This window comes from Bradyrhizobium sp. UFLA05-108 (assembly GCF_059803455.1).
The window spans coordinates 38,439-60,927 of sequence record NZ_JBANAZ010000022.1; the positions used below are offsets into that span (position 1 = coordinate 38,439).

The 22,489-nt window shown below is 64.0% G+C and carries 18 protein-coding genes; 6 read left to right on the forward strand and 12 right to left on the reverse strand.

Going from position 1 to position 22,489, the window contains the following annotated elements; translation table 11 throughout:
- Positions 1-142: 142 nt before the first annotated feature.
- Positions 143-2,545: a bifunctional diguanylate cyclase/phosphodiesterase gene (locus SO140_RS17885; RefSeq protein ID WP_449379258.1), complete on the reverse strand. Its 2,403-nt coding sequence runs from the start codon at positions 2,543-2,545 to the stop codon at positions 143-145.
- Positions 2,546-2,872: 327 nt separating this feature from the next.
- Here SO140_RS17885 and SO140_RS17890 point away from each other — a divergent pair, with 327 nt between their 5' ends.
- On the forward strand, positions 2,873-4,033 hold the full coding sequence (locus SO140_RS17890; protein WP_449379259.1) for an ABC transporter substrate-binding protein: 1,161 nt from the start codon (positions 2,873-2,875) through the stop codon (positions 4,031-4,033).
- Positions 4,034-4,150: 117 nt separating this feature from the next.
- On the opposite strand, the gene SO140_RS17895 is transcribed toward SO140_RS17890, so the two are convergent.
- From SO140_RS17895 to SO140_RS17930, 8 genes are all read right to left on the reverse strand, one after another.
- On the reverse strand, positions 4,151-5,719 hold the full coding sequence (locus SO140_RS17895) for a winged helix-turn-helix domain-containing protein (protein ID WP_474799403.1): 1,569 nt from the start codon (positions 5,717-5,719) through the stop codon (positions 4,151-4,153).
- Positions 5,720-6,296: 577 nt separating this feature from the next.
- Positions 6,297-6,383, reverse strand: a complete 87-nt coding sequence (locus SO140_RS17900) for a hypothetical protein (protein ID WP_449379324.1) — start codon at positions 6,381-6,383, stop codon at positions 6,297-6,299.
- 29 nt (positions 6,384-6,412) lie between these two features.
- Positions 6,413-8,428 carry a caspase family protein gene (locus SO140_RS17905; RefSeq protein ID WP_449379261.1) on the reverse strand — a complete coding sequence of 672 codons (2,016 nt, stop codon included), beginning with the start codon at positions 8,426-8,428 and terminating at the stop codon, positions 6,413-6,415.
- A gap of 231 nt (positions 8,429-8,659) precedes the next feature.
- Entirely contained in the window at positions 8,660-8,947 is a 288-nt protein-coding gene (locus SO140_RS17910) for a hypothetical protein (RefSeq protein ID WP_449379262.1), read from the reverse strand.
- Positions 8,948-9,219: 272 nt separating this feature from the next.
- Positions 9,220-10,197: a hydroxyacid dehydrogenase gene (locus SO140_RS17915; protein WP_449379263.1), complete on the reverse strand. Its 978-nt coding sequence runs from the start codon at positions 10,195-10,197 to the stop codon at positions 9,220-9,222.
- A gap of 14 nt (positions 10,198-10,211) precedes the next feature.
- A complete protein-coding gene (locus tag SO140_RS17920; protein WP_449379264.1) occupies positions 10,212-12,071 on the reverse strand; it encodes a TRAP transporter large permease in 1,860 nt (619 codons plus the stop codon).
- 7 nt (positions 12,072-12,078) lie between these two features.
- Positions 12,079-13,110: a TRAP transporter substrate-binding protein gene (locus SO140_RS17925; RefSeq protein ID WP_449379265.1), complete on the reverse strand. Its 1,032-nt coding sequence runs from the start codon at positions 13,108-13,110 to the stop codon at positions 12,079-12,081.
- A 409-nt stretch (positions 13,111-13,519) separates the two neighbouring features.
- A complete protein-coding gene (locus SO140_RS17930) occupies positions 13,520-13,960 on the reverse strand; it encodes a DoxX family protein (protein ID WP_449379266.1) in 441 nt (146 codons plus the stop codon).
- Positions 13,961-14,056: 96 nt separating this feature from the next.
- Between SO140_RS17930 and SO140_RS17935 the strand changes: the two genes are divergently transcribed.
- The 3 genes from SO140_RS17935 to SO140_RS17945 all read left to right on the forward strand — a co-directional run bounded on the left by SO140_RS17935 (position 14,057) and on the right by SO140_RS17945 (position 18,409).
- On the forward strand, positions 14,057-14,977 hold the full coding sequence (locus SO140_RS17935) for a LysR family transcriptional regulator (protein WP_449379267.1): 921 nt from the start codon (positions 14,057-14,059) through the stop codon (positions 14,975-14,977).
- 146 nt (positions 14,978-15,123) lie between these two features.
- Positions 15,124-16,608 (forward strand): caspase family protein, encoded by a 1,485-nt coding sequence (locus tag SO140_RS17940; protein WP_449379268.1) that lies wholly within the window; start codon positions 15,124-15,126, stop codon positions 16,606-16,608.
- 121 nt (positions 16,609-16,729) lie between these two features.
- Positions 16,730-18,409: a SulP family inorganic anion transporter gene (locus tag SO140_RS17945; RefSeq protein WP_449379269.1), complete on the forward strand. Its 1,680-nt coding sequence runs from the start codon at positions 16,730-16,732 to the stop codon at positions 18,407-18,409.
- 10 nt (positions 18,410-18,419) lie between these two features.
- Here the strand turns inward: SO140_RS17945 and SO140_RS17950 are convergent, their stop codons facing one another.
- Positions 18,420-18,821, reverse strand: coding sequence for a hypothetical protein (locus SO140_RS17950; protein WP_449379270.1), 402 nt, complete (start codon positions 18,819-18,821; stop codon positions 18,420-18,422).
- A gap of 97 nt (positions 18,822-18,918) precedes the next feature.
- Positions 18,919-19,965, reverse strand: a complete 1,047-nt coding sequence (locus tag SO140_RS17955; protein WP_449379271.1) for a Spy/CpxP family protein refolding chaperone — start codon at positions 19,963-19,965, stop codon at positions 18,919-18,921.
- Positions 19,966-20,001: 36 nt separating this feature from the next.
- Between SO140_RS17955 and SO140_RS17960 the strand changes: the two genes are divergently transcribed.
- A complete protein-coding gene (locus SO140_RS17960) occupies positions 20,002-20,283 on the forward strand; it encodes a hypothetical protein (protein ID WP_449379272.1) in 282 nt (93 codons plus the stop codon).
- Positions 20,284-20,353: 70 nt separating this feature from the next.
- On the opposite strand, the gene SO140_RS17965 is transcribed toward SO140_RS17960, so the two are convergent.
- Positions 20,354-21,778, reverse strand: coding sequence for an FAD-binding oxidoreductase (locus SO140_RS17965; RefSeq protein ID WP_449379273.1), 1,425 nt, complete (start codon positions 21,776-21,778; stop codon positions 20,354-20,356).
- 198 nt (positions 21,779-21,976) lie between these two features.
- On the opposite strand from SO140_RS17965, the gene SO140_RS17970 reads away from it, so the two are divergent.
- Complete coding sequence (locus SO140_RS17970) at positions 21,977-22,483, forward strand: thioesterase family protein (RefSeq protein WP_449379274.1); 507 nt, start codon at positions 21,977-21,979, stop codon at positions 22,481-22,483.
- Positions 22,484-22,489 lie beyond the last annotated feature (6 nt).

Consider the following 22,489-nt stretch of genomic DNA (forward strand, 5'->3'; position numbering starts at 1 on the left):
CCACGCTAAAGCGCGATGAGATCAGGATGAATCGTCATCCCGCTTTGGGCTGTTGTTTGAGCAATGATCTTTTCGGAAAACCGCTCCACACTTTTCCGGATCATGCTGTGGCGCACGACTGACCTTTGCGCGGCGGTCGGTCTCAGGCCGCGTCGAGCTGCGAGCCGGAGACCCGCTCCTCAAGCGCCATCCGTTCGATCGGCTGCGGCCTTCCCAGGAGATAGCCTTGTGCGAAATTCACGCCGAGCCCCTTCAGCCGCTCGAACTGTTCGCTGGTCTCGACGCCCTCTGCCGTCACCGACATGTCGAGGCCGCGCGCCAACGTCACGATCGAGGAGATGATGGCCGAGCTGCGCGGCCGATGGCTGAGATTGCAGATGAAGGACTTGTCGATCTTGATCTTGTCGAACGGAAACGCCGTCAGGTAGCTGAGCGACGAATAGCCGGTGCCAAAATCGTCGAGCGCCAGCTCGATGCCGATGCTCTTGAGCCGCTCCATGAAGGCGTGGTTCTCGATACCGCGTTCCAAGAGGACGGACTCGGTGATCTCGATCTCGAGGCGCTCCGGCGGCAGGCCGGAATCCTGCAGCGCCGCGCAGATCACGTCGAACAGCTCGGCCTCCTTGAACTGCACCGGCGACAGGTTGACGGCGACTCGCGTGTCCGAAGGCCATGACGCCGCGTCCTCGCAGGCGCGCCGCAGCACCCATTCGCCGAGCGCCACGATCAGGCCGGTCTCCTCCGCGAGCGGAATGAACTGGTCCGGCGGGATCAGCCCGCGCGTCGGATGACGCCAGCGCACCAGCGCTTCGAAGCCGCGGCGCTCGGCGTTGGCGACGTCGACGAAGGGCTGGTAGTGCAGCTCGAACTGACAGCGCGCGATGGCGTCGCGCAGGTCGCCCTCGAGCACGTTGCGCGCCTCGAGATCGGCCGACATCGCCTCATCATAGATCGTGAAGCAGTTGCGCCCTGCACCTTTCGAGCGGTAGAGCGCGAGATCGGCCTTCTTCAGCAGCTGTTCCTGATTGCTGCCGTGCTCCGGCGCGATCGCGATGCCGATGCTGGTGCCGATCTCCACGCGGTGGCCGGGCAGGAAGAACGGCTCGGTGACGAGCTTGGCGATCCGGCCTGCGAGCTCGGTCGAGCACACCCGCTGATCGTCGCAACCTTCCTGGATGATCGCGAACTCGTCGCCGCCGAGCCGCGCCAGCACGTCGCTGGCCCGCAGCGCGGATTTCAGGCGCTGCGCCACCTGGCGCAGCAAGAGGTCGCCGGCGCCATGGCCAAGCGAGTCGTTGACGTTCTTGAAGCGGTCGAGATCGAGCATCAGGATCGAGAACGTCAGCCCGTCCTCGCGCATCTGACGGTTGATCTCGTCCAGCCGCGCGAGGAAGAAGGCGCGGTTCGGCAGGCCGGTCAGGATGTCGGTCTGGGCGAGCTCGAGCACCCGGCGGTTGGCAAGCGACAGCCGCCGCGAATTGCGGCTTGCGAGCACGAGATAGCTCGCCAGCGACAGCGTCAGAAGCATGCCCACAACCAGCACCGTGAGCGCGCGATCATAGGCGGTTTCCAGCGGACCGCCAGCAGTCGGCACGGCACGCACCTGCCAATCGGTGTCGCCGATCCGCAAGCCACCCGACCAGTGCACGCTTTTCGACACGTCGCTCATCGATTGCGGCGCGGTTGCCGAGGACGAGAAATCCGGCAGCGACTGCTCGAGGCTGACGATCTGCGCCGTGAAGGGCGGATAGACGTTGACGCTGATCGCGGGACTCGCCGCCGTCGTGGTCCGGATGGCGCGCAGCAGCAGCGGCAGATCGAACACGGCGACGATGACGCCCGCCTGGTTGCGGCGGCGATCGGCAACCGTGTCGCGCGAGGTGCCCTTGGCGTAGACGGGAACGACGACGAGGACGTTGGGCGACTGGCCGCCTTCCCGCGGCTCGTAGAGTTGCGTGCGCAGCGCTGCGATCCGGTCATGGTCGCGCGCGCGCTCGATCGCGGCATGGCGATCCGGAATGCTGGCATAGTCCATCCCGTAGACGAGCGAGGTCTTCGGCTGCGTGGAATAGAAGACCGGGAAATACTCCTCGCCCTGCGGCGCGGTCGCAAAGCCCTGATCGCTTCCTTGGCCCTGAAACGATTTGATGCGATAGCCGGACACGCCGTCCGCGACCGCGGCGGCCTCGTATTCGGCGCGCTCCTTGCGGTTGATGCGCGGCAGCCAGGCGACGCGGAGCATGCCGGGGTGATGCTCGAACAGTCGGCCGGCGAAAGTCTCGAACTCGCTGCGGGTGACGTCCTCGTTGGCCGACTCGAACAGGGTACGCAGCGCCACGAGCCGGCTGATATATTCGTTCATGCCGTTCTGCATGACGATGGCTTCGGTTTCGGCCGCGCTCTCGAACTCGACCTTGTTGACGCGGTCCTCCCAGCGCCCGACCGCGGCCGCGCCCACCACCGAGAACAAGACGCCTAGGCCTGCTGCGACGAGCGCAGGACGATAGATCCCGGCTAGCTTCGCAGGGCTCCATCGCCCGATCATGCGCTTCCGATCCTGATCATTCTGATCGCGATCGCCCATCTCTCTCAGCCGTCCCTCTGGCGTGACGGATCGAACTTCTGGTTGAGCCGTCGGGACGCCGATGGGACATGGAGCTCGGTTAAGAAGTGCACAATTTCACTGCGAGACCACACGCGACTGCGGGGCTTAGTTAACGGTTACCCCGCAAGTCGCCGCATCTTGGAAACAATCTGCACGGATTTCACCGGAGTAATACGGAGTGCGGTCAGCCTCGCGGTTAGCGAGCTGTTCAGAACAGCGGAACTATCGTCTTCCCGTAATTACCGCAAATCCCCTATCAACTTCGTCATGACACGAGTCCGTTCCGCGACATGCATCGTTCTGGCCGTCGCGCTGGTCGCGCTCACCGCGCCGACGGCGCGAAGCGAGGAGGCCGGCGTCAGCGCCGACGCGATCCTGTTCGGCCAGGCTGCGGCGCTTGAAGGGCCCTCCTCCGCGCTTGGCTTGCGCATGCGGCAAGGCATCGTCGCCGCTTTCACCGAGATCAATGCCAAGGGCGGCGTCCATGGCCGCAAGCTGCAACTCATCAGCCGCGATGACGGTTATGATCCCGACCGGTCGGTGGCGCAGACGCTGCGGCTGATCGACGAGGACAAGGTGTTCGCACTGATCGGCGCGGTGGGCACGCCGACCGCGATGGCGACCATTCCGATCACCAGCCTCAGGAACATTCCCTTCATCGGCCCGTTCAGCGGCGCGGAATTCCTGCGCGATCTGGAGCTCGGCAACGTCGTCAACATCCGCGCCTCCTACGGCGCGGAGGCCGAGGCCTGGATCAAGCATCTCACCGAAGACCGCAAGTTCAGCCGCATCGGCATCTTCTACCAGGATGACGCCTTCGGGCGCGACGGTCTCCTGGGCGTGAAACGCGCGCTCGCCAAGCGCGGCCTCGAGCTTGCGGCCGAAGGCACCTTTGAGCGTAACACCAAGGCCGTTGCGTCTGCCTGGCGGATGCTCAGGCGCGCCGAGCCGGAAGCCATCGTCATGGTCGGGACCTACGGCCCGTGCGCGGAGTTCATCAAGCTCGTGCACCGCAGCGGTCTCAATCCGACCTTCGTCAACATCTCCTTCGTCGGCGCCAACGCGCTGGCCAAGGAGCTCGGGCCCGAGGGCGAAGGCGTCATCGTCTCGCAGGTCGTGCCGTTTCCCTGGGACGCATCGCAAGAGCTCGTTGCCGACTACCAGGCGGCGCAGACGACGCTCGACCCGACGCTGACGCCGGACTTCGTGTCGCTCGAAGGTTATATCTCCGCGCGCCTTGCCGCCGCGGCGCTGGAGAAGGCCGGACCGAACCCGACGCGTGCGGGGCTGTTGCGCGCCATCAACGACGTCGGCCGCTTCGAGATCAGCGGAAGCAGCATCACCGTTGGCATCCGCATGATCGACACGCCACCAAAAGTGTTCTTGACGATGATCCAGAAGGACGGGACGTTCAAGCCGATCGACTAGAGCTTGTACCCCGCACCGCAGTCAGGGCGCGTGCGAGGTCCGCTGCACCCCTTATGGCGGCGCTATGGCGGACCTCACGAAAGATCCCTGCCGGGCAAATAGCAGACGAACGGTCGCTCAGTCCGGCATTCCAGCAAGGCGATAGGCTTCCTCCAATCTCGCAACGTCCTGATCTCTCCATGGAGCGCGCTCTCGCCTCCCGGACAAACAATCAGACGGAGAGAGAAGGGCAACTTGCTGCCAGAGCTTTTGTGCAGCTTCTATGTTGCCCAACATGGCATGACAAGCCATTGCCATGCGTAGGCCCTGCGTGTAGGTCGAATGATGACGCAACATGTTGGCTGCGAACGCAAGCCCCTCCTTATAGTTGCCGAGAAAGAAGTGGGCGAAAGCTAATCCTTCGTGTGCGAAGATGATGCGCACATCCAGCGGGCTTAGTCTCAATGCGCGCTGATGGTAGTCAATCGCGGTTCGCGAGTCGCCCAAGATGGTTTTGGTCCATCCACCCCACATCCATCCCGACATTCCGTTTGGATCAAGGTGAATTGCCTCATCCAGAAGACTATCGGCCAGTTCGACTTCATTGCTGTTGAATGTCAGAACCAGTGCCGATCGCGCCAACACCAAAGCGTCTTGCCTCTCCAGACGCAAAGCGGTCTTGGCGTACGCGATGGCCTGAGATTTGTCGGATTCTGGATCGGTACTCCATCCCCAGGATTTGCGGGTGCTCAACGTCGCTGCCAGTGCAGCGTTGGCCAGTGCAAACTGCGGATCCAGCGCAATCGCCCGCTCGTAGAGACCAATGGCTCGATCCGTGGCGTCCCTCGTGTATTCGAAATGTGCCGCCTCCCCACGCAGATAGTAGTCGTACGCATCAAGATTACTGGTGGGCTTTCGTTTGGCACGTTCTATTTCAGCTTGGTTCACGCTTGGCGCAATTGCGCCAGCCACCTTGGCGGCGACTTGATCCTGCAGCTCAAAGATATCCTCGAGCGCTCCATCGTACCTGTCAGCCCAGAGATGCGTGCCGGAAGCTGCATCTATCAACTGACCGGTTATCTTGACGCGACTACCGGATTTCCGGACGCTCCCTTCGAGAATATATCGAACCCCCAAATCCCTAGCCACTTGCTTGATCTCGACAGATCTGTCCTTGAAGGCAAAACTAGAGTTCCGGGCAATGACGAATAGCTGCTTGTTTCGAGAGAGGGCCGTGACAATTTCCTCCGCCATTCCGTCCGCGAAATACTCCTGCTCGGGATCGCCGCTCAGGTTCTCGAACGGCAGCACGGCGATAGAGGGCTTATCCGGGAGAGTGAGCGTGGGCGTTGTCGGTTCTATCCCGTTGTCGGTGACTGCAGCGCCCTTGCTTTCTTGCGCTACCTGCACTCGTCCGACGAAGCGGAAGCCCTTCCGCGGCAATGTCTTGATGAGGCGCTGTTCCCCGCCGGAATCGCCAATTGCGATCCGGGCAACATTCAGGCGGGTCGTCAGCGCTGCGTCCGAGACGACACGTCCTTTCCATATGGCGTTGATGAGGTCGTCCTTGCTGACGACGCGCTCGCTGTGCCGGATCAGGTAATCGAGCAGGTCGAAAACCTGAGGCGTCGTAGGCACCACGTCAGATCCGCGCAGCAGCTCGCGCCGGTCAGTGTCGAACGCGTAGTGTTCGAAGAAATAGCGCAAGGGACGTTCCCCCCGTTGCCCTTTGAGGCCGCTATGGTGACGTCTGACGCCAGAAGAATAGGCCGCCGGCAAGGAAAATGTAAGCCGTTCGTCGACCCCGCGGTCGGCGTGCGGATGCTCGACGCGCCACCAAGAGTATTTCTGACGATGATCCAGAGGAACGGGATGTTCAGGTCGATCGACTAGGGCGTGCACTCGTAAACCCATCCGCTTCGGGGCTCAGACCTTGCGGTATAGCCTCGCTCTCGTTCGCCGGGCGATAGCCGACCCAAGCCGAGCTGCCCCCTGAGCTGCTTTGTCGGGAGATCTTCACCGGCGACCCACAATTTGAAATCAACGTCCAGCATATCCTCATCGAGCGCGGCGGCATCGCCGCCGATGCCGATCAAGAGCTGTCGCCTGACCGGCTCGGCAACGGTGGTGTGCAGCGTCTGGGCGTTGCCGTAGTTGTGGAAGGCCGGTGAGGCGGAGAAGTTCAGCGCCGTGAACGTCTGTTCGGCACTGAGCTTCCGCGCGGCCCAGCCTTCGAGCGGCGGCAGCCGGTCAATCGCGTGCGCAACGCGGCGGTTCAGGCGCCTCAGTTGCGACGTCTGGAAATGAGGCCGGGCGATCGCGGTCGCGCCTTCACGAGATGCAGGCCGATGGCGAGCCCGTGCTCGTTCATGCCGTCCAGCCGCCCAGTGCCGCTGGAGTTCAATGGCGCTGGCGCGCAATCGCGTCAGTGTCGACGACGAAGCTATCGTTGATCGCAATGACACGGCATGTGGCCTGGACCAGGAATCCGCAACGTTCAAGCGCCAGGCGCGCTGCCTCGTTCTCGGATCTCAGTAGCGCGCCATACCCGTAGCCGTAAAAGCCACCTTCGCCGTAGGCTATCGCCTTTGGGCCGGAAGCGGGAGAATAGAACTTCTCGACGTACGTCCGTGCCCTTTCCGAGAAGATGGGATCGGCGACCGCCAGCGGTGTCTCGCCTGCGTGACTGAACCAGGGGGCTGGCGGAACGTCCAGCGGAGCTTCCTTCCACACCACCTTTCCGTCGACGGCATAGACAAAACACATTGTTTGGCTGGCCCCTAGGCATGCGCCCAGGACGCGCGTCCGAGCCTCCTCTGCGCTGCCCCGCCCCCATGTCGGCCAGAAGCCTCCGGACAAGGAAATGGCGAGCGCGGTGTGACCCGGCTTGGCGCTCAACTGCTGCTCGATCTGCTCGCGGCACTGATCACAGACGAATGGAATTTCGCTTGACCGGAATTGCGGTCCCGTCAGCGCGTAGTCGGGTCCCGTCACGTTTTGCGTCAGGGGTCTTGCGGGTATCGAGCGGGGCACAAAATCGAGGAGGTTGCGGTCGACGACTAACGAATCGGCAATCGCGGCGACACGGCACGGCGAATGGGTGATGTAGCCACATCTCTGCAATGCGATACGAGCAGCTTCGTTATCGGAGTCGGCCCGGCCAGTTAGAGACCATTGCCAGTCCGGCCCGACGGCGAGAGCCTTGCCGTGAAACTCCCGATAGAGCCGGGCGACCTTGTCCCGATCGCTCGCATGAATCGCGCCGATGTCTTGGATGTTCAAGGGCCGGGCTACGCCGGAGCTCGATGAAAACCAGGGCTCGATCGGAAGGGGCGGCGGCGGTTCGTCCCAGCTGATCCGGCCATCGATGGCATAGACGAGGCAGCCTTGCCGGTTGGCATTCAAACATAGAGCCAGCGCGTTGGCGCGTGCCTCCAGAGCGGTGCGTCGTGCCGTCGACCAGTAATATCCCCCGTCGATCGCCACGACCAGAGCGGAATGCAATGGCTTGCCCGCGAAGGCAGCCTTGATCTGCGCACGGCATTGATCGCATAGGAAGGGGACTTCGTCGGCATTGAACTGCGTGCCAAGCAACGTTCGGGACAAGCCGGACTGCTCAGGCGCCGACGAGACCTCCACCTTTCCACGCAGGTAGAACTCCCCGATGATCGACAGGGAAAGTTCGGGCAATTGACTGTGCTTGGTCGACTCATAGACGTCCGAGCTGATCCTGCGGAAGATTGTCCCAATCTCCTCCGGTGCCTTGATGTTCGCGAGAAACGCCGTGGTGTATGGGCTGTTGCGTCCATCGCCGTCCTCCGCGGTCTGCCCGGCCTGGGTGGCGTAGGCGACGATCATGCCTTGCGCGTTGTCCAACTTGGCCAATCCCCGCTGGAGCGGAACGGCTCGGCTGGCGCCGAGCGAGCGCCGGAGTTCGTTGGCAAACGGGTTGTCGCGACAGGCATCGAGCACCAGAACGCGCAAGTTCTTGGCTTGCTGTAGGTCGGCAATGATGTCGTCGAGGCGCACCAGACGCCGCAGGTCCGCGACATCCGTCAGTTGCGTGTCAATCGGCGCCAGATAATTGACTCCGCCGAACTGAAGCGCATGACCACTGTAGTACAGCAGTGCGACATCGGCGCCGCGCGCCGCGCGCGCGAAGCGGATCGCAACCTCGTCCATGCCGGCCCGATCGAGATCTGTTGCCACGATGGTTTCGAATCCGAGAAGCTTGAGCGCGGCGGCAACATCGGCGGCGTCGTTCGCCGGATTGGTCAGGCGCGGTACGTTGCGATAGGCCCCGTTTCCGAGGACCAGGGCCACCCTCGTATCGGCAAGGCACCGGTCGGTGATCGCCATAAACAGGAGTGGAAGCAGGCTTAAGAGAAGCGCTGAAAGGGACGACCGGATTTTCACCCGTGCCTCCTACGGAGAACAATGCTTCAATAAGAATATGATATGAGCCGAAAGGCAAATTGTGATCTTCGGCACGGTCCGTTGGCCACTCACACGTCAGAGACCGGGCGACTTGCCGCTTGGACCGCTATCGATCAAGAGCCCCGTCGAGCTTCACGGGAGACAGGCCGATCCATTCCCGAGCAGCCGGTCCGGGGCGGCATCCCAGTTTCTTCAGCCATCAGCGGATGCTCAGGTGTTTGGGTGAAACCAGCCGAATATCGCAACGACGGAGCATCCAACCAGGCTGACTGTCTGCAGACCCATTTCGAGCCAATACCGAACCGGAGCGGTGTCTCTATGAACAACCTGCTTCGACAATCCTGCAAGACTGTCGACAATCCAGTCCAGAATACCAGTACTATGCGGGTAAGCCGTGATCTTTCTCTCGAGAAGGCCAGATCGCACGGTGCGGAAGCAATCGACGCAAAGATAGATTGCGACGATGCGTGCGACGATTTCATAAAGAAAGAACTGCATTCAAACATCCGCTCATCAAGTAACCGGTTTGATGACCAGGCCGTGTTGCGCGTCAATCGGCAGGGTTAAAGCCAGGTGCGTCCACGAGCGCTACTTGGTCTTGGTGTGGCCGGATTTGATGTTGGTTCAATTGCAGAAATGATCACGGCGCCGGTCGCGCCCAATACAGGGCATGAGCGCAAAAGCCATGACTGATCGTAAGGATTTGCGCTTGGCCGCCAGGAAGTTGGCGTCCGCCTCTTTATGAGCACACGCCAGGACTCAAGTGCTCTTCACGGACGGCGCGTCCAGCGTTCGGCATTGACGGCGCCCGGCGGGATCTTGCCCTTGATGATCGCCTCCACCTGACGCACGGTTTCCAGCGACTGATATTCGATCGCCTGCGGCGTCAGGCCGCCGACATGCGGTGTGGCGATGACGTTGGGAAGCCGTGCCAGCTCCGGCGTCGGCATCTGGTCCGGAGCGCGGCCGACATCCATCGCGGCGCCGGCGATTCGCCTCTCGCGCAGCGCGGCCGCAAGCGCCGCCTCGTCGACGAGGTTGCCCCGTGAGAGATTGATGAAGACGGCGTGCTGCTGCATGCGCGCCAACGCCGCCGCGCCGATCAGATTCTCCGTCTGTTCGTTGGCGATGGCGAGGCAGACGACATAATCCGATGCCGCCAGGAGTTCGTCGAGCAGGACATGCCTGATCGCGCTATCGTCGATCGCCACGAAGGGATCGGCGACCAGCACCTCCATGCGCAGCACTTTTGCGACCTCGGCAAGATAGCGCCCGATGCTGCCAAAGCCGATGATGCCGAGCTTGCTGCCGGCGAGCTGACGCCCCATCCGCGCTTCGGGCTTGCGGCCCGCCTGGTAGTCCGCCGTGGTTCGCGACACGCCGCGGGAAAGATCAACCATGAAGCCGAGCGCGAGCTCGGCCACCGCCTGCACGAAGCCGGGACCGGCGCGCGTCACCAGCACGCCAACTTCAGAAGCGGCCTCGACATTGACATTGCGGATGTCGACGGCGCAGCGGACGAAGGCGGAGAGGCGCGGCAATTGCGCAAAGATCTCGCCGCGCCCCTCGGTCATGCGGTCGGCGACGATGATATCCGCTTCTGCCGCGGCGCGGACGAGACCGACGGCATCGAGCGGCTGCTCGCCCTCGTGCATGATCACCTCGGCGAGCGCCAGCAAGCCTTTCAGGCTGCGCTCGCCGTAGTAATTCCTGCGCATCTCCGGCGTATGAGCCAGCAGAACCTTCACTGCGAAAACTCCCTCTAATAGCCGAATGCGCGCGGCAACGCGGTCGAGATCGACGGCACGAAGGCGATCACGAGCAGGCAGAGCATCAACAGCCCGAGATACCCCATGATCGGCTTCACCGTCCGCTCGATCGGCACATTGCCGATCAGGCAGGCACCGTAAAGACCGAGCCCGAGCGGCGGCGCGAACAGGCCGATGCCCATCGCGATCACCAGCACGACGCCGAAATGCAGGGGATCGATGCCGAGCTGGACCGCGACCGGCAAGAGCAGCGGCCCGAAGATGATCAGCGCGGCCGCGCCCTCCAGCACCGAGCCCATCACGATCAGGACGAGGATCGCGAGCAGCATGAACAGCCAGACGCCGGAGGTCTTGGACAGGCCCAGCATGAAATCGCCGACCGCGTGCGGGACCTGCTGCAAGGTCAGCGTGAAGGCGAGCGACTGAGCGGCAGCGACGATGAAGAGCACGAGCCCGGCGCGTGTCGCCGCCTGCACGAAACTGTGCGCGGCGGCTTTCAGCGTGAGCTCGCGGAACACGAGGCTGCCGACCAGGACGGCATACACCGCGGCGAAGGCGGAGATCTCGGTTGCGGTGGCAAAGCCGGTCTTGAAACCGGTGAAGATCATGAAGATCAGGCCGAAGGATGCGATCGCACCGCTCCAGAGGCCAGAGACGGGAATCTGCGGCTCGAGATCCTCGGCCTCAGTCGACGCCGCCGGCTTGCCGAAAATGATGGACACGGCGATCAGCACCAGCGCCATGAGGGCCGCCGGCAGCAGGCCCGCCATGAACAGGCCGCCGATCGAGAGGTTCGCGACGAAGCCGAGGATGATCAGGTTGATGCAGGGCGGAATGGTTTCGGCCATCACGGCGGAGGCCGCGAGCAGTGCCACTGCGCTGCCCGGATTCTGCCGCGAGCGGCGCGCCGCCGGGATCAGCACCGAGCCGACCGCGGCGACATCGGCCATCTTCGACCCGGAAATGCCGGAGAACAGCACCATCGAGGTGACCATCACGACGTTGAGGCCGCCGCGCATGCGGCCGACCGCGCGCTGCAACAGCTCGATCAGGCGTACCGACATGCCGTTGGCTTCCATGAGGTAGCCGACCAGGATGAAGAAGGGGATCGCGAGCAGCACGAAATTGTCGATGCCGCGCGCCATCTGCTGGGCGAAGATGACGCCGGGCAGCGCGCCCTCCACCCAGATGAAGAGCAACGCCGCCAGTGCCAGCGCAAAGCCGATCGGCAGGCCGCCGAACAGCGTGACGAAGAAGCCGATCAGCATCAGCGTGCCCGACGACGGCACCGACGCGGGCAGCAGCGCGTCCCAGGCGAGATAGAGGCCGGTGACGATGACGATCGCAAAGAGACCCTTGGCGATCTCGGAAAGCGGCCTTGCGCAAAGCTGGTCGATCGCGAACACGGTCATGAAAAGCGCGCCGACGCCCATCGGATAGAACGTCAGCTCGAGCGGCAGCCCGGATCCCGTGGTCTGGCCCGTGGTCAGCGTCCCCAGCTTGATCGCATTGTAGGCGACATAGGCCGAGATCAGCACGATCAGCAGCGCACTCGCGGCATCGACCAGCGCCCGAAGCCGCGGAGCCAGCATGTCGCGGAAAAAGGACACGCCGACATTCTCACCGCGCGCGAGCGCGCTCGCCGCGCCGAAGAAGGCCGATCCGACCATCAGACCGCGCGCGACGTCGTCGGACCATTCGACCGGCGCATTGAAGAGGAAGCGCAGCAGCACCGAGATGCAGACCACCACGAGGTCAGCGGCCAGCAGGATGGCCGCGACCCCGTCGCTCACGCGCAGCAAAAGGGCGATGCTCCCGCGGCGGCCGCCTGAGAGGGACGCGGCGGCGGTCATCGTCATCTCAGGCCTGGGTCGCGCGGATCATGTCGATGACAGGCTTGGATTCAGGCCGCGCCTTGATGAAGTTATCGGTCTGCGGCATGACGCGCTTCCTGAACGCTTCGCGGTCGCATTCGGCCACCGTCACGCCCTTCTCGGTCAGCGCCGCCAGCGCCTCCTTCTCGACCGCAAGCCCGTGCGTACGCGTGTCGGCCGCGGCCTTCTTCGCAGCATCGAGAAAGCCGTCGCGCAGCTTCGGATCCATGCGGTTGTAGGTCATGTCACTGAAGTAGATCGCGAGCGGCGAGAAGTTGTGCTGCGTCAACGCATAAAACTTTGCCGTTTCGAAGAACTTGCTGGCGAGGATGGTCGGTGGGTCGTGCTCGAGCCCGTCGAGCACGCCGGCCTGTAGCGCCGTGTAGATTTCGCCAAACGCCAGCGGCGTCGCCGCTGCGCCCATCAATCGCAGGCATTCCGTGATGACGGGATTGGGCAGTGTCCTGATCTTCAGGCCCGCGAGATCCTCGGGCGTCTTCACCGGCTTCTTCGCGAGCACGCTGCGCGAGCCGAAATTATACGCCCAGGCGATGATGCGGATGTTGGCGCCCTTGAGCAGCGCATCCTCGATCGGCTTGGCGGCGCCGGCATCGAACGCCTTGGTCTGCTGCGGGAAGCTCGCAAAGAGATAGCCGAGGTCGAAGGTGCCGACGAGCGGCACCAGATTGGCCGAGATCGACGAGCCTGACACCATCAGGTCGATGACGCCGAGCTTCACCGAATTGATGACGTCGATTTCCTGGCCCAGCTGGTTGTCAGGGAAGAAGGCGACCTCGACCTGCTCACCGAGGCCGTTGGCCTTCAGTTGCTTGACCAGATTGTCGTAATAGACACGGCCGTTGGCAAATTTGGGATCGTTGGGCAGCGACGAGGAGCATTTCAGCTTCAATGTCGCGGCTTCGGCTCGGCCGATGATGGCGGGAGAGAAGACGAGGCCGGCGGTTATCGCCGTCGAGGACTTGATGAACGCGCGACGGCTCACTGGCACAATTGTCATGGTGCTCTCTCTCCCCAAGTCTTTTTTATTCGTGCCACGGTCGTTGCCGCAGCCGTCTGTCGGACTGTAGGACCAAAGCGACAAAGCAGGCAAGGGTAGCGGACCATCGGCGGGGGTCGCGGCAATCGTGAGCACGTCGGTAGAACGACGCGCGATTGGCCTATGTTTGCAGCCGTTTCCAGCGGGCCGCGCGATGAACGGTACGGCGTTCAGCCAGGCCCATAATCGATCGATCCAATTCGGGTATGGATCGATGCAGAAGTCATATTGGTTGCGATCGGGCTCTCGCTGCTCGCGCAACGAAACGCGAAAAAGGCTGCGGGATGTCATCCCGCAGCCTTTGTCGCTCAATCAGTACTTGCAATCAGTCCTGGCAATCAGTCCTGGCAATAGGTCCTGGCGAACGGCGTCAGCGCGAATGCGCGCCGCTCAACTCGCCGAGCGCGGCGTCCTGGCGCGAGGGGCGAAGCGCATAGGCGCCGTCGCCGAGCAGCGCCTGCGCAAACAGCGCGATGGCCCAGAAGGCCGGGAATTCCCAGCCGCCCTTCGGATTGGTGAAGAAGAAGCCGGCGGCGCCGTGAACGGTGAAGATGGCGCCGAGCAGGATCGGAATGCCGGCGAGCGCGGCGTAGCGGGTCCAGACGCCGAGAATCAGGGCGATGCCGCTCAGCACCTCAACCGTCATCACGAGATAGGCGAGTTCCGGCGGAAAGCCGAGGCTGCCGAAGAACTTTGCTGTCCCGGCCGGGGTAAAGACGAAAAACTTCAAGCTGGCATGGGCGAGAAACAGCGCCCCCAGTGTCACGCGCAACACCAGCGCCGCATAGGGCGCGGTACGGGAATCGATCATAGCAGTCTCCTTTGATGGCCCGCCTTATGATCTATTCTCAATTTGGTGATAATCTGCTATTTTGGAACAATAGTTCACACCCAGAGAGTGAGATCATTGCTTGACCGCCTGACCAGCCTGGAAGTCTTCGCGAAGGTGGCGGCGGTCGGCAGCCTCACCGGCGCCGCGCGCGCGATGGGCCTGTCGCAGACCATGGTCACCAAGCACGTTGCGTCGCTTGAAGCCCGCCTCGGCATCAAGCTGTTCCATCGCACCACGCGGCGACTGTCGATCACCGAGGCCGGACGCAGCTATCTCGAATCCTCCGAGCGTATCCTGGCCGACATGGAGACTGCCGACGCCGCGGTCACCGCCGAACGGGTCGAGCCGCGCGGCCTGCTCCGCGTCAACGTGCCGGTGGTGTTCGGCACACGGCAGATCGCGCCGCTGCTCGGTGATTTTGCCGAGCGCTATCCCAAGGTCACGGCAGAGCTCGGGCTCAACGACCGGCTGGTCGATCTCGCCGAGGAAGGCTGGGACCTCGCGATCCGCATCGGGCGCCTACGCGACTCCAGCATGGTGGCGCGGCGCTTGGCACCGAACCGTCTCGTCGTGTGCGCCGCGCCGTCTTACCTCGCCAAACATGGCACGCCGCGTACCGTCGCCGACCTCGCTGCCCATAACTGCCTTGGCTACACGCTGTCGCAGCAGGCGAGCGCCGCCGAGTGGCTGTTCGGCGCGGATGGCGAGATCCGCGTCCAGGTGAGCGGCAACCTCCGCGCCAACAATGGCGATGCGCTGCGCGCCGCGAGCCTCGCCGGCCTGGGCCTGGCGCGGCAGCCGACCTTCATCGTCGCCGATGATTTGCGCGCCGGAACCCTGGTGGCGCTGCCGCTCGACCAGCCGGAGGTCCAGTCGTCGGCGGTGCATGCGGTCTATCTGCCCGATCGGCGGCCGCCGGCGAAGGTCCGCGCCTTCATCGATTTCCTGGCGGCGCGCTTTTCGCCGGAGCCGCCCTGGGATCGTGGCCTGTTCTGACGACGCCACCACGTGAGGGGCGCCCCTGGGCAAGAGAACTGCCCAATTTGCCGCACATCCCAGAGTGAGCTAGCGCACAGACTCAGTCTTGGTACGCGGCTAGACAAGCTGTCACCCTCGCGCGCATTGCCGATGGAGGTGACTTCATGCGCCGTCCCGCCCTTTGCCATTTGTTTCTTGCGTCCAGCCTTCTCGTTCTTTTCCAGCTCATCACACTGACGTACGCCTCCGCCGAAACGCGGCTCGCGCTCGTGATCGGTCAGTCCGCCTATCGCGCAGTGCCCGAACTGCCCAACGCCGCCAACGACGCCAAGGGCATGACGGAGCTGCTCGGCAGCGCCGGGTTCGACGTCACCACCGCGCCCAATCTGGCGCAGAACGAGATGCGCCAGACGATCAGCGATTTCGCCGGCAAGGTCAGCGCCAGCGGCGCCGAAACGGTCGCGCTGGTGTTCTATGCCGGCCACGGCCTGCAGATCGACGGCGAGAACTATCTGGTGCCGGTCGATCTCGATCCGAAGCGCGAGGCCGACATTCCCTTGCAGGGCGTGCGGCTGAACGACCTGCTCAACACACTGGGCGCACTGCCGACGCGCGCGCGCATCTTCATGCTCGATGCCTGTCGCAACAATCCCTTCCCGGCACTTAGCGGCGCCGGCCACGGGCTTGCGATCGTCGACACCAAGGCCGGCGCGCCAGGCACCTTCATTTCCTACTCGACCTCACCCGGCGCGGAAGCCGAGGACGGCTCCGGCGTCGACAGTCCCTACACCACGGCGACGCTGACGATCACCAAGCAGCCGAACCTGCCGATCGAGGAAGTCTTCAAGCGCATCCGCGTCGCCGTCGCCCAGTCGACGGACGGCCGGCAGATCCCGTGGGAAAGCTCGTCGCTGACGGCCGACTTCAAGTTCTTCGGCGACGGCAGCGGTCAGCCGCCTTCCGTTCCCGGTGCGGGTTCGCCGACACTGGCCAGCGCGAGCCGCACCGTCGAGGACTGGCGTCAGGAGTTGCGGGGCAAGGAGCCCAAGGTCGCCTATGATCTCGTGATCGCCGACGACACCGTCGCCGCGTACCAAGCCTATGTCGAGCTGTTCGCGCAGGCACCTGCCACTCCGCGCCTGCGCACGATCCTGGAGCGACGGCGCCAGATGCTGGCCTGGGAGCTGGCGGTCGCGATCAACACCCGCGCCTCGTACGAGACGTATCTCACGAACTGGAGCAGCAGCGACCTCGCGGCAACCGCGCGCAGGCTGCTGCTGCGCGTGCAGAACCGCAACTACGGGCCGACGGCTGCGGCCGCCGCAGTACCGGTCGCCGTCGCGATGGCGCCGACCTGCCCGTGCTCGACGCCGTCGACACCGGCGACGCCGATCAACCCGATCGTCGCGCCGATCATCAAGAAACGCGTCGACGACGCGCCGCCGAAGAGGAAGGTCGTCGACACCCCCAAGCGCAAGCCGCCGCCGGACGAGGTCGTGGTCGATCGCCGTCCGCCGCCGCCGGACCGCGGTCCACCGCCCGGCGCCATCATGGAAGGCATCGGCATCGGCGTCGGAATTGGCCTCGGCATGGGCATGGGCGGCGGCCGCGGCGGCGAGATGAACCACGGCGATTATCGCAGGTATTAGAGCTCGAGATCGAAAAGGCGCCCGCAGATGCATACAGCGTCTGCGGGCATCTTCATGGGCGCCTGACATCGCCAGATTCCTGTTAGTCTGTTCCCCGCATTGTCGCCGGGGATTCGTATCGATGCCGCATGACGCTGACGCCAAGCCATCCTGGCCGTTGTTCCGCTCGCTCTCGTCCTACCAGGTCGGCCTGCTCCCTGGAGACCTGATGGCGGGCCTGACGCTGGCGGCGATCGCCATCCCCGAGCAGATGGCAACGTCGCGGCTCGGCGGCTTCGCGCCGCAGATCGGCTTCTTCGCCTTCATGGCGGGCTCGCTCGGCTTTGCGCTGCTCGGCAGCAACCGCTTCCTGTCCTGCGGCGCCGATTCCACGATCACGCCGATCTTCGCCGGCGGCCTTGCCGCGGCCGCCGCGACCGGCTCGCCGGAATATCAATCGCTTGCGATCGCGCTCGCGCTGATGGTCGGCGCGATGCTGGTCGCGAGCGGTATCTTCCGGCTTGGCGGCATCGCCAATCTGTTGTCGGTGCCGGTGATGGTGGGCTTCCTCGCCGGCATCTCCGTCCACATCATCGTCTCGCAACTGCCGGGCGTGCTCGGCGTGGAGGCGCCAGGCGGACCGACGCTCGACCGCATCGGCACGCTGGCGCGCGAGCTCGGCCGGTCCAATCCCTACACGATCTTTATCGGCTTCGGCGTGCTCGCCGTCGTCTTCCTCGCCGAGGCGATCAGCCCCAAGATTCCCGGAGCGCTGATCGGACTCGTCGGCGCAACGCTCGCGGTGATCGGGGCCGGGCTCGAAGCCAAAGGCGTGAAGGTGGTCGGCACAGTCCCGGGCACGTTGCCGATGCCGACCTTGCCGGAGCTTGCCCCCGAGGCGTGGGTGCGCCTCGTTCCGCTGGCCTTCGTGGTCACCGTCGTCGTGATGGTCCAAACCGCAGCGACGACGCGATCGTTTCCCTCCGATCCCGACAAGCCCGCCGACGTCGACCGCGATTTCCTCGGCGCCGGCGCCGGCAGCCTTCTTGCGGGCGTGTTCGGCGCGTTTCCGGTCAATGCCAGCCCGCCGCGCACGGGCATCGTGGTCGAGACCGGCGGGCGGTCGCAACTGTCGGGGCTTGCCGCGGCGCTGATCGTGCTGGCGCTGCTCGCGTTCGGGACCGGCCTGTTGCAGCACGTGCCGGATGCAGCGCTCGGCGGCATCCTGCTGTTCGTGGCGCTGCGGATCATTCGCGTGAAGCAGATCGCGACCATCTATCGCCAGTCCTTCAGCGAGTTCCTGCTGATCCTTGCGACCGCAGCGCTGATCATCGTGCTGCCGATCCAGCAGGGTGCGTTCCTCGGCATCGTGCTCTCGCTGCTGCACGGCATCTGGAGCACGACGCGCGCCAAACTCGTCGAGTTCGATCGCGTGCCGGGCACCACGATCTGGTGGCCGACCCACCCGCATATCCCGGGCGAACGCCTTCCCGACGTCGCCGTGATCGGATTGCAGGCGCCACTGTCGTTCCTCAATGCGCCCGGTTTCCGCAACGACGTTGCGGACCTGCTGAAGACCTCGACGCCAAAACTCCTGGTGCTGGAGGCAAGCGGCATGGTCGAGATCGACTTCACCGCGGCGCAGGCTCTGCTGGAGATCTTCAGGGCGTGCAGCGAACAGGGCGTCAGCGTCGCAGTGGCGCGGCTGGAATCGGTGCGGGCGCAGAACGCGTTCGAGCGTTTTGCGCTGTTCGACATCCTGCCACGGCAGCATGTCTTCCACAGCGTCGACGAAGCCATCCACGCGCTGGCAAAGCAATGAATTCGGCACGCTAGCCCAGCGCCGGATAATCCCGGCGGATCGCTTCCCTGACCCAGGCGGTCTGCACGGCGCGGTTCAATATCTGAGCCGTCTCGACATCGTTGGCCTTCATGCAGAGCTCCACGATCCGCCGAACGGCGTCGTCGCGCATGAGATCGTCAGACATCTTCATTGCGATTCCCATCGCGGCTCTTGCGGCACGCTGATAGCGTTCGCTCTCGTGCTTCCTCTGTTTCTGCACCGATTTTTCACGATTGTCGGGGCGCGCGGCAAAGTCGCCGATCAGCTCGGCGCTCGCAGTCGCGGACTGGCAAATATTCCGGATCCGGTCGGCGGCCTCAATGTCGCCGATCGGGCCCGAAACCGGCTCGTCCCAGATGTCTCCGGGCTTTTGTCGCGCTAACCACTTCATCGCCCTACCCGTGGCCTTCAGACACCCCCCAGCATATTGAACTCGACCGCGCTCGGCGAGACGGTTTTTCCCGCCACGCCTTTGGCTTGCGACGCGCTCAGGACGTCCGACGCGGACCGATCGCCTCGAATTGCGCCTTCTGCTCGTCATTGAGCGTCGCATAGAAATCCTCAAGCGCTGATCGCACCGACTTGACGCCGTCGAGCATCACATCGAGCCGCTTGCGGATCGCAGCCATGCGCGCCGGCGGCGTCATCACGTCGCTGGGCTGGCAGGCCGCCTTGAGCGATGCGCTGACCTTGGCGCTGGTATCCTGGAGCACTTGCAACGCGCCGCGCTGGGTGTCGTCGGGGTGAAGCCTCGCTTCGATTTCTGCGCCTGGCCAATCGAGCCCAACAGGCGTACCGCAATTCTGCACGAGCGATGCATTGGCGTTGCTTGAAGCCGCTGCGCGGCGCTGGTCTTCGGCCAGCGCATTGAAGCGCGCCTTCTGCTCGTCGGTGAGCGCACCGTAGAATTTGTCGAGCGTGGGCTGGACGAGATCGACGGCCTTCGTCATCGCCTCGACGCGCTGCTGCATGGCCGCGAGCCGGCCGGGCGCCGTCGCCGCGACCTGCGTTGGACAGGATGCGCGGATCAACTCGGCGGCCTGGATCGAGGCATTGCCGAGAGCATCGAGATCGGCGCCTTGTGCGTCAGTCGGCTGCACCGCATCCGCGATCTGGTCGATCGGCAGACCGACGATCTCGCGGCGATCGCTGCCGCAGAGTTGATCGAGGCCAACGCCGCGCGGCTGCCGTCGTCCATACGAGCGTTGCGGCAGATAGGTTGCGAGGCCATCATAGCCGTATGGGCCGAAGATGCCGGCATAGATGTCGGGATAGCCGTAGCCCCAGAAGCCGAGACCATCGCCCCAAATGGTGTAGTCGTAGAGATCGTTATAGGCGAACGGCCAGAACAACGGTCCCACCCAGCCATAGAAGCCGCCGGGATGCTGCCACCATCCGCTGCTTGCGCCGTGCCAGCCGGCGAGCGCAGCCGCGGCTGCGATCTGGGCCCGCGCCGCCGGATTGCTGATCAGCCGACCGTTGCGGAAGGCACTGGAGTGGACGTTCAGCGCGTTGCGGAAGTTTGCAGGGCGCACTGCCGCATTGCGGATCTGACCAAAGCTCGAGCGGCCATGTCGGGCACCGGTTGCAAACCGCATCCCGCCGTGATGCCCGCCGAAATGCGCGTGACCGAAACCATGACCGCCGAAATGGCCGCCACCATGATGACCACCGCCATGCCCGCCGCCGCGATGTCCACCACCGTGCCCGCCGCCATGTCCGCCACCATGGCCACCGCCGCCATGTCCGCCCTTCGCCAGCGCCGCGCCCGCCAGCATGCAGGCAAGCACCATTGCGGCAATTCCAATGACCGGTCGCAACATCGCATCCTCCCGAAGGTGCCGCGCCATTGAGGCATCGGAACGTGTCGGGAATTGGAACCGGCCGACTTGCCAAAAGTTCCCGCAGGTGGAGCCCGCGGCGCTACGCCGCCGGCACGATCTTGCCCGGATTGAAGATGTTCTGCGGGTCGAGCGCCTTCTTCAGCGCCCGCATCGCATCCAGCGCCTCGGGACCGAGCTCGGCCTTGAGGTATTTCTGCTTGCCCTGGCCGATGCCGTGCTCGCCAGTGCAGGTGCCGTCCATCGCCTGCGCGCGCTCGACAAGGCGATGCATGAACTCCTCGCCGCGCGCCATCTCGTCTGCGTCGTTGGTGTCGCATACCAGCGAGCAATGGAAATTGCCGTCGCCGACATGGCCGACGATCGGCGACAACAGGTTGAGACGCTTGAGATCTTCCTCGGTCTCGCTGACGCAATCCGCAAGCCGCGAGATCGGCACGCAGACGTCGGTTGCGACCACCCCGATGCTGTCGCCGGGCCGCAGCGCCTTGACGGACCAGTAGGCGTCGTGCCGCGCCTGCCACAGTTTTGTGCGATCCTCGGGTTTGGTGGTCCAGGAGAAATCACCGCCGCCGCAATCCCTGGCGATCTCGCCGAACGCCTTGGACTGCTCGGCGACCTCGATCTCGCTGCCGTGGAATTCGACCAGTAGTAGCGGCGTCTCCGGCAGCGTCAATTTCGAATAGGCGTTGCAAGCCTTCACCTGCGCGGCGTTGAGCAGCTCGATGCGCGCCACGGGAATGCCGGTCTGGATCGCGAGGATCACCGCCTGGCAGGCGCCATGCACCGTTTCAAACGAGACCGCGCCGGCCGCGATCATCTCGGGGATGCCGCGCAGGCGGATGGTGAGCTCCGAGATGATGCCGAGCGTACCTTCGGCGCCGACGAAGAGATGCGTCAGATCGTAACCGGCCGACGACTTCTTCGCGCGCGTGCCGGTCGTGATGATTTCGCCATCGCCGCGCACGACCTTCAGCGCCAGCACGCTCTCGCGTATGGTGCCGTAGCGTACCGCATTGGTGCCTGAGGCGCGCGTCGAGGCCATGCCGCCGAGCGACGCATCCGCGCCGGGATCAATCGGAAAGAACAGGCCCTGGTCGCGCAGATGCTCGTTGAGCGCCTTGCGCGTCACGCCGGGCTCAATCACGCAATCGAGGTCCTCGGCATGCACCGCGAGCACCTTGTTCATGTCGCGCAGGTCGATGCAGATGCCGCCGGCCGGCGCATTCACCTGGCCCTCGAGCGAGGTGCCGGTGCCGAACGCGATCACGGGCACGCCGTTTCCAGCGCAGATCCGCACCACGTCCTGGATGTCTTTGGTCTCCTGCGCCATCACCACGCCATCCGGCGGCTGGTTGGCGAGCCAGGTCGTGGTGTGACCGTGCTGCTCGCGCACGGCCTGCGAGGTGATGAAGCGGTTGCCGAAGCGCGCGGCGAGCGCTTCGAGCGCACTCGCCAGGGCTTTCGGCTCGGGCCGCGGCGGATTATTGGTGATGGTCATACCCACGGACATTCCTCCCGACTCAAGCGCGATGAAATCAGGATGAATCGTCATCGCGCTTTAGCTTGTTGTTTGAGCATGATCCTTTCGGAAAACCGCTGCACACTTTTGCGGATCATGATCTAAGGACCGTGGCAAAGGACATATGACCGGTCAAGTCAAGCGACCGGACGCATGTCGGGAAGAAATTGGCAGGAAGGAAAGATGACCGAGGCAGCCGCCCACGAGCCGAACGCCGAGCCGTTCCGTTCCTCGATCATGCAGATCGAGCCGAAATGGATCGACTATAACGGCCATCTCAACATGGCCTATTACAACGTGATGTTCGACAGGGCGATCGACCAGCTCTGGCTGAAGCTCGGGATCGGGCCGACCTATATGAAGGAACGTCACGGCTCGACCTTCACCGCCGAGTGCCATGTGCGCTATCTGCGCGAGATCCATCTCGGCGATCCCGTGCAGATCTCGGTGTGGCTGCTCGAAGCCGACGACAAGCGGCTGCACACCTTCGAGGAGCTTCGTCACGCGACCGAGGGCTGGCTGTCGGCGACTTCCGAAAACATGTCACTGCACATGGACATGACCTCGCGAAAAGTGGCGCCCTTCCCGGCCGACATTCGCGAAAACATCGCCTCCGTGGTCAAGGACCACAGCGCAGTAACGCGGCCTGAGGGCATCGGGAGAAACGTCGCGATGCCCTCGAAGCGGTAGTGCCTT